We start from the raw sequence: 10,364 nt of genomic DNA on the forward strand, positions 1-10,364 counted from the left end.
ATCGTGGGGGAGCTCCTCCGTGGCCTTTGAGGCGATCGAGGGCCAGCCCCGCGCGGTGGAGCTGCTGCGGCGCGCGCTGGCCAGCGGGCGCCTCGCTCACGCCTACGCCTTCGTGGGCCCGCCGGGGAGCGGCCGGACGACGACCGCGCTCGCCCTCGCGCAGGCGCTGCTCTGCCCGCAGGGCGGCTGCGGCCGGTGCCGCTCTTGCGCGCTCGTCGCCGCCCGCCAGCACCCCGATCTTCACGTGCTCGTCCCCACGCCGCCCGAGACGAACCCCAAAGGCGCCCGGGCGATCCGGATCGGGCTCATCCGCGAGCTGGAGCGCCAGGCCGCGCTCAAGCCGGCGGTGGCGGAGCGGAAGGTCTTCGTCCTCGACGACGCCGAGCGGATGACGGGCGAAGCGCCCCAGGCCTTCCTCAAGACGCTGGAGGAGCCGCCCGCGCGCACGGTGCTGATCCTGATCCTGCCGCGCGCGGGCGCGGTGCCGGCCACGGTGCTCTCCCGCTGCCAGATCGTGCGCTTCCAGCCGCGCCAAGACGGCCGCAGCGCCGCCGACCGCGCCGAGGCCGCCGACATGCTGGCCGAGGTCCGGGCCCAGGGCGTCGAGGCTCTCTTCCGCCGAGCGCAGGCGTTCGAGCGTGATCGCGACCGCGCCGAGCGGCTGGTGGACGCCTGCTGGCTCTTCTGTCGAGACCTGCTGCTGGCGAAGTCTGGCGCGCCGCGCCGCCTGCTCGGCGCCGCGGCCGGCGCCCAGGAGATCGAGCGCGAGGCCGTGGCCTGGGCCGCCGACGACCTGCTGCGGGCGATCGCGCTCTGCCGCGAGGCTCGCCAGGCCCTGGCCGTGAACGTCACCCCGCGCCTCACGGTGGAAGTCCTGTTGGGCCGGCTGGCGCTCCCGGCGGCCTGAGGGGTCGATGGACGAATACCTGATCGGAGTGAGGCTCCGCGAGGTCGCCCAGGCCGACGACTACAAGCTGGTGGGCGACGAGCTCGACCTCCACGTCGGTGACCTGGTGGTCGTGGAGACGGGGACGGGTGAGCTGGTGGGCGAGATGCGCCGGCCCCAGCGGACGCTGGCCGAGGCCAAGCGCGGCCGGCTTTACCACCGTGTCCTGCGCCTGGCCAGCGAGGCGGAGGCGGCGGCGTGGCGCGACCGGCGCCAGCGGGAGAAGCAGCACATCGTCACCTGCCAGCGCCTGGCGCGCGCGGCGGGCATGCAGATGAAGGTGGTGGACGTGGAGATCCACCCCAGCGCCCGTCGGATCACCGTCTCCTTCAACGCCGACGAGCGCGTGGACTTCCGCCAGCTCGTCCGCGACCTGGCCCGCGAGCTGCGGGCGCGCATCGAGATGCGGCAGATCGGCGCGCGCGACACGACCAAAGTCATGGACGGCATCGGGCCCTGCGGCCGCCAGCTCTGCTGCTCGTCGTATCTGCGGAAGTTCGAGCCGATCTCGGTGAAGATGGCCAAGGCCCAGGACATGCCGCTCACTGACAGCCGGCTGCTGGGGAATTGCGGCCGCCTCAAGTGCTGCCTGCTCTACGAGTTCTCGCTCTACCAGGAGCTGCGGGCGCGCCTGCCCAAGGTGAACACGCCCTGCCAGGCCACCTGCGGCGGCGGCGGATGCATGAGCGGCAAGATCAAGTCGCTCCGCGTGCTGAAGGAGACGGTGATCGTCGGCTTCCCGGATGGCACCGAGGCCGAGGTGTCGCTCGATCAACTCACCTGGGAGGGCCGCCCGCACATCCAGGCCCAGCTCGAACAGTCTTGAGCGCTTCCGGCCGCACCTTCTACCTCACCACGCCGATCTACTACGTCAATGCCACGCCGCACCTGGGCCACGCCTACACGACGATCATCGCCGACGCGATGGCCCGGTACCGGCGCCTGGCCGGCGACCGCGTCTGGTTCCTGACGGGCACCGACGAGCACGGGGACAAGATCGCCCAGGCGGCGGCCAAGGCCGGCGTGGCCCCCCAGGCCTATGCCGACCGCATCGCGGCCGTGTTCCGGGCCACCTGGGACCGGCTCGGTATCACCTACGACGACTTCATCCGGACCACCGAGCCGCGCCACCAGGCGATCGTCCAGCAGATCCTCCAGAAGCTCTGGGACGCGGGCGAGATCTACTTCGGCAAGTACGGCGGTCAGTACTGCTTCGGCTGCGAGCGCTTCTACACCGACAAAGAGATCGTCGACGGCAAGTGCCCGGACCACCAGACGCCCCTCATCTACATCGAGGAGGAGAACTACTTCTTCAAGATGTCGAAGTATCAGGAGTGGCTGCTCCGGGAGATCGAGAGCCGGCCCGACCTGATCCGGCCGGAGCGGTACCGCAACGAGATCCTGGGCTTCCTGCGCGAGCCGCTACAAGATCTGTCGATCAGCCGCCCCCAGAGCCGGCTCAGCTGGGGCATCCCGCTGCCCTTCGACGATCGCTTCGTGACCTACGTGTGGTTCGACGCCCTGATCAACTACGTCTCCGCGCTGGGGGAGATCAGCGGCGAGCGCTATCGCACCTTCTGGCCGCACGCGCAGCACCTGATCGGCAAGGACATTCTCAAGCCCCACGGCGTCTACTGGCCGTGCATGCTCAAGGCCGCGGGGCTGCCCATCTACCGGCACCTGAACGTCCACGGGTACTGGAGCCTGGGCGGCGGCAAGATGTCGAAGTCGATCGGCAACGTGGTGGAAGCGCTGGCGCTGGCCGAGAAGTACGGCAACGACGCCTTCCGCTACTTCATCATGCGCGAGATGGCCTTCGGGCTGGACGCGAACTTCTCAGAGGAGGCGTTCGTGGCGCGGTTCAACGCCGATCTCGCCAACGATCTCGGCAACCTCGCCTCCCGCGCCACCACGCTCATCGCGAACTTCGCCAAGGCAACGGTCCCGGCGCCGGGGCCGCTCACGGCCGCCGAGGAGGAGATCGGGACCGTGTGGGCCCGGGCCCGGGGCGAGGTCGACGCGGCGATGGAGGAGTTCGCCTTCCACCGCGCGCTGGGCGCCATCTGGGAGTTCATCGGCCTGCTGAACCGCTACGTCGATGGCCAGCAGCCGTGGACGCTGGCCAAGGACGCCGCCAAGCGCGGCCGGCTCGACGCCGTGCTCTACACGCTGGGCGAGGCGCTGCGGTGCCTGGGCATCATCCTGGCGCCGTTCCTGCCGGAGGCCGCCCGTCGGATTCGGGGCGCCCTCGACCAGACCGGAGACCCGCACCTGGCCGACTGCGAATGGGGGCGGCTGGTGCCGGGCACGCGAGTGGAGAAGGTGACCCCGCTCTTTCCCCGCGTGGAGGACAGACCAGCGGCCGGCGTCGCCTCCCTCGGGAGCCCGGCGGCGGCAGCCGGGTCCGACGCGCCCGCCACCATGGACGAGTTCGCGCGGCTCGACCTCCGGGTGGCGGAGGTGATCGGCGCCGAGGCCGTGCCGAAGTCCCGCAAGCTCGTGAAGTTGACCGTCTCGCTCGGCGCCGACGAGCAGCGGACGATAGTGGCCGGCATCGCCGAGCACTACGCGCCGGCCGACCTCGTCGGCAAGAAGATCGTGATCGTCGCCAACCTGGAGCCGGCCACGCTCATGGGCGTGGCGTCGCAGGGCATGCTCCTGGCCGGCTCCGCCGGGAGCCGGCTGGCCGTGCTCACCCTCGACCGCGATCTGCCGCCCGGGGCCAGGGTAAAGTAGGGCGATGGAGCACGTCGAGGCCATGATCCAGGTGGCGCAGCGCGACCCCTCGATCGCCCGGGTGCTGCGGGAGATTTGCGCGCTGGAGGGCGCCGCCCGCTCGAGCGCGCTCGATCTGGTGGCCGCGCACCTGCGCACGCTGGCGGCGGCCACGGACATCCTGGCCTGCGTCACCGCGCTCCGCCAGAACGAGGTCGCGCGCCGGATCGTCGACGCACTGGGGCCACCGGGGTAGTGACGGAACCGGACGCGTCTCTAACCGGCCCGCCGGAGACCGCGGCGGGCTGGCGGCCCTGGCTCGAGTGGCTGCGCCGGTGGGGCATCTCGGTGGCCTCGCTCGTGGGCGGGCTCCTCACCCTCTTCGTCTTCCGCCGCGAGCTCACGCACGTCCGCTGGGTCATCGGCAACCTGCTGCTCCTGTGGTTGCTGTTCGCCATCCTCACTCAGGTTCGCCAGGCTCTGGAAGAGCGGGGACACCGGCTCGTCATCACCGCGGCCGACTACCTGACTCAGACGATCTATCACGCGGTGCTGCTCTTCATGATCCCCGTCTACTACGCGAGCACGACGCTCACCTCGGGGAACGCCGTCTTCCTGGCCCTCATGGTGGCGCTGGCGGTGCTGGCGACGTTCGACCCGTGGTACCAGGCGCTCGTGGAGCCGCTGCCCTGGCTGAACTACGTCTTCTTCCTGGTCTCCATCTTCGGGGCGCTGAACGTCGCGTTGCCTCTCGTGGGCGTGCCGCCCCACCTGTCGCTGGTCACCAGCGCGTGGATGGCCGTGGTGGCCCTCACGCCCGCCGTCTGCCGGGCACGCCGGTGGAGCTGGTCGGTCGGGCTCAGCGTGATGATGATCGGCGGGATTGCCATCGCCGCGCTGGCCCACGTCGGGCGGGCGTGGATCCCGCCCGCGCCGCTCTTCCTGGCCCGCACCGCGATCGCCTGGGACGTGGGGAGCGTGGAGTCGATGGAGCCCACGATCGGCGCCATCAAAGCCTCGGAGCTGCGCCAGCGCGGCCTGGTCGCGTACACGACCATCTTTGCCCCGGCCGGGCTCAACCAGGCGGTCCAGCACGTGTGGCGTCGGGACGCCCAGGTCGTGGACGCGGTGAGTCTCTCGCCCGTGCGCGGGGGCCGCCGCGAAGGCTTCCGGACCTACTCGCGCAAGACGGCCTTTCCGGAGAATCCGATCGGGCGCTGGACGGTGGACGTCGTGACTCGCTCGGGCCAGCTGATCGGGCGGCTCCGCTTCCGGGTGATCGAATGACGCCCGACCTCTTCGACACCCACGCGCACCTGCACTTTCCGGAGTTCGACGGCGACCGGGGAACGGTGCTGGAGCGGGCGCGGGCGGCCGGGGTGGGGCGCCTGCTGACGATCGGCACCGACGTCGAAACGTCGCGGGCGGCGATCGCGCTGGCCCAGCGCGAGCCCGACGTGTGGGCCTCCGTCGGCATCCATCCGCACGACGCGGCGAACGCCGACGACGCGGCGCTGGCCGGGATCGAGCGCCTGGCCGGGGAGCCGCGGGTGGTCGCGATCGGCGAGATCGGGCTCGACTTTTTCCGCAACCGGTCGCCCCGCGACGTCCAGGAGCGCACGTTCCGCCGCTTGCTGGGCGTCGCCCGCCGCGCGGGCAAGCCGGCCCTCGTCCACTGCCGCGACGCTCACGCCGAGGTGCTGGGCATTCTGGCCGACGAGGGCGTGAGTGGGGTGGGCGGGATCATGCACTGCTTCTCGGGCGATGTGGAGATCGCCCGCCGCTGTCTCGATCTGGGGCTGCTGATCTCGCTGGCCGGCCCGGTGACCTACAAGAACGCGGGCGCGCTTCCCGACGTGGCGCGCTTCGTGCCGGCCGATCGCCTGGTCATCGAGACCGACTGCCCCTTCCTGCCACCCCAGGGTTACCGTGGGCAGCGCAACGAGCCGGCCCTGCTGACGGTCACCGCCGCGCGCCTGGCCGAGGTGCGTGGCGAGCCGGTGGAGCGGCTGGCCGCGCGGCTCACCGCCAATGGCTGCGCCCTCCTGGGCGTGCCGTGAGTTTCCGCCGTGGCGCTGCGTGAGCTCGGCTTCTACGTCCGGGGGCGGATCAACAGCGGCTTGAGCCGGCTTCTCAATGCGCGGCGGCGCCCCCGCCCCGCCACCGCGCCGCCGCCGCTGGCCGAGGTGCTGGGCGGCGGCGATTCGCCGCTGGCGCTCTCCCGACTGCTGGAAGGCCGCGCCAACGATGAGCGAGAGACCGCGGTCGCCGCGTTCCTGGCCGCGCGCGGCATCCCGTTCGTGCGCCATCGCTTCCAGACGTTCGAGGGGCGGGGCGAGAACTTCGGCGTGGACCTCGGCGGGGGCGACCGCGTGCTGCTCCTCATCGCCCACCACGACGCCGTGCCGGGGAGCCCCGGCGCCAACGACAACGCGGCCGCCGTCGGGATCCTCCTGAGCCTGATCGGGCGGCTGCGCGCGCGCACGCCGCGGGGGCTACGGGTGCGGCTGCTCTTCACGGCGGCCGAGGAGCTCGGTTATCTCGGCGCGCGCGCCTACGTGCGCGAGATGCCGCTGGCGGGCATCGCGGGGGTGCTGAGCCTCGAGCTGTGCGGCATCGGCGACAGCCTCGCCATCTGGGACGCGGCGGGGGAGACGTCCTTCCGGCGGCGCGTACAGGGCGCGCTCGAGGGATTGGGGCTGAAGCGGGACGCGAGCTATCACGTCGTCGGGCGTATTCCCGTCTTCGGCAGCGACCACCGCGCCTTTGCCGCCGCCGGTATCCCGGCCTACGGGCTGACCATCGTCCCGGCAGCCGAGGCCGACGCGCTCCGCAAGTTCGTGCTCAGCCCGGGGCGCAGCGTGCTCATGCACCTGGCCCGCCGGCCGCCTCCCTTCGACACGTACCACACCAGCCGCGACAGTCTGGACACGCTGGAGCCCGCCGCCCTCGATCGCGTCGCCCGCGCGCTGGAAGCGATCGTCGGCGAGTTCGGCTGACCGGCGAGGCGCCCTCAGCCCTCAGGGGAAGGACGGGCCGGGTGCGATGCGGGCGAGCAGGAGCCGGCTCCGCGTGGCCTCGGCCCCGGGCACCAGAATCACCACCTCGCCCTGGTCGCCGACGGTGAAGGGATAGACCGACTGGGCCAGGCGCGCGCGCAGGAGCGTGGGGATGCCCTCGCTCTCGAAGAGGCTCTTGACGACGAGCGCCTCCGCCTGCGCGCAGCGGTAGACCTCGACGAGGCCAGGCTCGTCGGCGCGCAGCGCGCGGACCGGCGGCCGCGGGGGAGCGGGCGGCGCGCCGGGGAAACGGATTACTTTGCCGCGCCGGGGCATGGCGGCCAGTGTACAGGAGGCGTGCGATAATCCCACTCCCATGGATGGACGGCTGACCTGCGAGCGGGCGCGAGCTTGCATTCCTCGCGGGCGCGTGACCGGGCTCGGGGCGAGCGCTCGCTGACATGACGGCGCCCTCGGGCCGGTCGTACATCGGGGCTGCGCTCCGCCGGGTGGAGGACCGGCCGCTGCTCGTCGGCGCCGGCCGCTACACGGACGACATCCGGCTGCCGGGCATGGTTCACGTCCACTTCCTCCGCAGCCCCCACGCCCACGCCCGCATCGCGCGGCTGGACGTGGCGCCGGCGAGGCGGGCGCCCGGTGTGGTCGAGGTCGTCACGGGCGCCGACGTGCGCGAGCTCGGCGCGCTGTCGGTGAACGCGCTCTTCCCCGGGATGAAGATCGGACGCCGTCCCCTCGTGGTGGCCGACGTCGCCCGGGCGGTGGGTGAGCCCATCGCGGCCGTCGTCGCCGACGCGCCCTGGCGCGCGCGCGATGGCGCCGACCTCATCGCCGTGGAATGGCAGCCGTTGCCGGCCGCGGTCGATCCGGATGACGCCGCCCGCCCGGACGCGCCCGTGCTCCACCCGGGGCTAGGGGGCAACCGTGCGTTCACCCACGCCTGGCGCGTGGGCGACGTCGCCGGCGCGTTCGCCCGCGCGGCGCGGGTGGCGCGCCTCACCGTCAGGCAGCCGCGGCTCAGCGCCGTGACCATGGAACCGCGCGGCGTGCTGGCCAGCTACGACCCGCACCTCGACGAGCTCACGGTCTGGACGTCCTCACAGGCGCCCTTCCGCGTCCGCTCGGAGATCGCGGCCTGCCTGGGGTTCAACGAAAGCCGCATCCGCGTGATCGCCCCCGACGTGGGAGGCGGCTTCGGGGTCAAGGGCTCCGCCTACCACGAGGACGTGCTGGTGGCATGGCTGGCCCGGCGGCTCCAGCGTCCCGTGAAGTGGATCGCGACCCGCGGCGAGGACTTCGCCGTGACCCACCACGGGCGCGGGGGCGAGGCCGAGGGCGAGCTGGCCGTGGACGCCGAGGGCCGGATCCTCGGCGTGCGCGCCCGGATCGTCTTCCCGCTGGGCTCGGAGCTCGTCTTCAGCGGCGCCGTGCCCGCCTCCAACCACGGACGCACGCTGCCAGGAGCCTACGTCGTGCCCGCGGTGGACATCGAGACGGGCGGGACCTACACCACGACGATGTCGACCGGACCCTATCGCGGCGCCGGCCGGCCCGAAGGCATCTTCCTCATCGAGCGGCTGCTCGATGAGGTCGCCCGGGCGCTCGGCCTGGACCCGGCCGACGTCCGCCGCCGCAACTTCGTCCCGCCCGATGCATTTCCCTATCGCACGCCCACCGGCTGCGTCTACGACTCCGGCGACTATCTGGCGGCGTTCGAGCAGGCCCTGAAGCTGGCAGAGTACGAGCGACTGCGCGAGCGGCAACGCGCGGCGCGGCAGCGGGGCGAGATCGTGGGCGTGGGCCTCGCTGCCTACGTGGAGCCGGCGGCGCTGGGTTGGGAGAGCGGCAGCGTGCGCGTGGAGCGCACGGGGACGGTGACCGTCGTCACCGGCTCCAGCGCCCACGGCCAGGGCCACGAGACGACGTGGGCGCAGATTGCCGCCGACGCGCTCGGCGTCGATCCCGAGCGGGTGCGCGTGCTCCACGGCGACACGCGCGGCGCTCCGCAGGGCGTCGGCACCTTCGGCAGCCGCTCGACGGCGCTCGGCGGCAGCGCGGTGTGGCAGGCCTCGCGCCAGGTGCGCGACAAGGCGCAGCGCATCGCGGCCATGCTGCTGGAAGCGGCGGCGGCGGACGTCGTCGCCGCCGACGGCGGCTTCCAGGTGGCCGGGATGCCGTCGCGACGCGCGATGTGGGCGCAGATCGCCGACGCCGCCCACCGCGGCGTCCGGCTGCCGCCCGGCGAGGCGCCGGGACTCGAGGCGACGGTGTTCTTCAACGCCGAGAGCGAAGTCTGGAGCTTCGGCGCCTGCGTGGTCGCCGTGAGCGTCGACCGCGATACGGGCCAGGTGCGGCTCGACCGCTGCGTGTGGGTGGACGACGCCGGCACCATCGTCAACCCGCTGCTCGCCGAGGGCCAGCTGCACGGCAGCTACTGCCAGGGCGCCGGGCAGGCGTTGATGGAAGGCGTCGTGTACGACGCCGACGGCCAGCTGCTCACGGCGTCGCTGATGGACTACGCGGTGCCGCGCCTGGGCGACTTCCCGGAGCCCGAGCTGGACAAGACCGTCACGCCCTCGCCGCGCAACCCGCTCGGCGCCAAGGGCCTGGGCGAGGCGGGGTGCATCGCGGTGCCGCCGGCCATCGTCAACGCCGTGGTCGACGCGCTGGCGCCGTTCGGGTGCACGCACCTCGACATGCCGGTCACGGCCGAGAAGGTCTGGCGCGTGCTGAGCGCTGCCGCCGAACAGCGGTAGAATCGGTCTGCCCGCACCCGACGACTGAGGAGCCTATCGCGATGGGGGACGTCGAGTACTTCTCCGGCCTGCCCGAAGTGGGGATCGTGCCGCGCGCGCCGCACGCGGGCCCCTTGCTGCAGCACGTGTACGAGCAGGAGCACGGGCGCGGGGGGTTCGCCGGCAAGGTGAGCCACACGTATCACCTGTATCCACCGACGAACTGGCTGCCGGGGGAGACGCGCGGCCTCGAAGGGTTCGCGCCGCGCTGGGAGTCGCCGCTGCGCCCGCTCGGCGGCACGCACCACGCGCTGAACCCGCTGGCCCCGGACGGCCCCGCCGACGTCTACCGCGGGATGGCGCGGCTGGTAGCCAACGCGACGGCCGCGCTCAACGTCACCGCGCCCCGCGCCTCCATGGACTACTTCTTCGAGCACCACTCGGCGACGCTGGTCGTCTTCGTCCACGAGGGCGGCGGCACGCTGGAGACGACGTTCGGGCCGATCGCCTACGGCAAGGGTGATTTCCTCATCGTCCCCAAGGGCGTCACTCACCGGTTCGAGCTCGCTCCCGGCCTCCAGTACTACTGGGTGTACGAAAGCTTCGCCGGCGACCCCGAGAAGGCGGAGGCGCCGGCGACGGGACGGTTCATCACGCACAGTCGCAGCGACTATCGCTTTCCGCGGACGCTGGCGACGGTGAACGAGCGGGGGCGCTTCGAGATCGTCTCCAAGGTGGAGACGGTGTACACGCGCCGCGTGCACCCGACCCATCCCTTCGACGTGATCGGCTGGCGCGGCGACTACCTGCCGTACAAGTTCGCCGTGGAGGACGTCCGGCCGCTCGTGGCCGACCGCTCGCACGTGCCGCCCTCCGGGCACATGATCTTCACGTTGCCCGGCTGCTACCTCTGCGTCTTCACCGTCCGCTCGGTCGAGAAGGACGCGATGT

Annotated in this window: 10 protein-coding genes; 9 read left to right on the top strand and 1 reads right to left on the bottom strand. The window is 72.3% G+C overall.

Annotated features, from left to right (window positions below):
• The 7 genes from VGV13_15355 to VGV13_15385 form a co-directional block, all read left to right on the top strand.
• On the top strand, positions 1 to 907 hold a 907-nt coding region (locus VGV13_15355; GenBank protein ID HEV8642468.1), incomplete at its 5' end, for an AAA family ATPase.
• A gap of 7 nt (positions 908 to 914) precedes the next feature.
• Positions 915 to 1,772 (top strand): regulatory iron-sulfur-containing complex subunit RicT, encoded by an 858-nt coding sequence (gene ricT, locus VGV13_15360; GenBank protein HEV8642469.1) that lies wholly within the window; start codon positions 915 to 917, stop codon positions 1,770 to 1,772.
• The gene (gene metG / locus VGV13_15365; GenBank protein ID HEV8642470.1) at positions 1,769 to 3,682 is read left to right on the top strand and encodes a methionine--tRNA ligase; all 1,914 of its coding nucleotides are present in this window, start codon (positions 1,769 to 1,771) and stop codon (positions 3,680 to 3,682) included. The genes ricT and metG overlap by 4 nt, the downstream gene beginning before the upstream one ends.
• Before the next feature lie 4 nt (positions 3,683 to 3,686).
• Positions 3,687 to 3,917: a hypothetical protein gene (locus VGV13_15370; GenBank protein ID HEV8642471.1), complete on the top strand. Its 231-nt coding sequence runs from the start codon at positions 3,687 to 3,689 to the stop codon at positions 3,915 to 3,917.
• The gene (locus VGV13_15375) at positions 3,917 to 4,948 is read left to right on the top strand and encodes a DUF5924 family protein (GenBank protein ID HEV8642472.1); all 1,032 of its coding nucleotides are present in this window, start codon (positions 3,917 to 3,919) and stop codon (positions 4,946 to 4,948) included. Before VGV13_15370 ends, VGV13_15375 begins: the two co-directional genes overlap by 1 nt.
• Positions 4,945 to 5,721: a TatD family hydrolase gene (locus VGV13_15380; GenBank protein HEV8642473.1), complete on the top strand. Its 777-nt coding sequence runs from the start codon at positions 4,945 to 4,947 to the stop codon at positions 5,719 to 5,721. The genes VGV13_15375 and VGV13_15380 overlap by 4 nt, the downstream gene beginning before the upstream one ends.
• Before the next feature lie 9 nt (positions 5,722 to 5,730).
• Positions 5,731 to 6,660, top strand: coding sequence for a M28 family peptidase (locus VGV13_15385; GenBank protein ID HEV8642474.1), 930 nt, complete (start codon positions 5,731 to 5,733; stop codon positions 6,658 to 6,660).
• A 21-nt stretch (positions 6,661 to 6,681) separates the two neighbouring features.
• On the opposite strand, the gene VGV13_15390 is transcribed toward VGV13_15385, so the two are convergent.
• Positions 6,682 to 6,996, bottom strand: coding sequence for a hypothetical protein (locus tag VGV13_15390; protein ID HEV8642475.1), 315 nt, complete (start codon positions 6,994 to 6,996; stop codon positions 6,682 to 6,684).
• A 125-nt stretch (positions 6,997 to 7,121) separates the two neighbouring features.
• Here VGV13_15390 and VGV13_15395 point away from each other — a divergent pair, with 125 nt between their 5' ends.
• Together VGV13_15395 and VGV13_15400 are read left to right on the top strand one after the other, a co-directional pair.
• On the top strand, positions 7,122 to 9,434 hold the full coding sequence (locus tag VGV13_15395) for a xanthine dehydrogenase family protein molybdopterin-binding subunit (protein ID HEV8642476.1): 2,313 nt from the start codon (positions 7,122 to 7,124) through the stop codon (positions 9,432 to 9,434).
• A 41-nt stretch (positions 9,435 to 9,475) separates the two neighbouring features.
• Positions 9,476 to 10,364: homogentisate 1,2-dioxygenase (locus tag VGV13_15400; protein HEV8642477.1), on the top strand; the 889-nt coding region annotated here is incomplete at its 3' end.

It is taken from the genome of Candidatus Methylomirabilota bacterium (genome assembly GCA_036001065.1).
GTDB lineage: Bacteria > Methylomirabilota > Methylomirabilia > Rokubacteriales > CSP1-6 > MNEF01.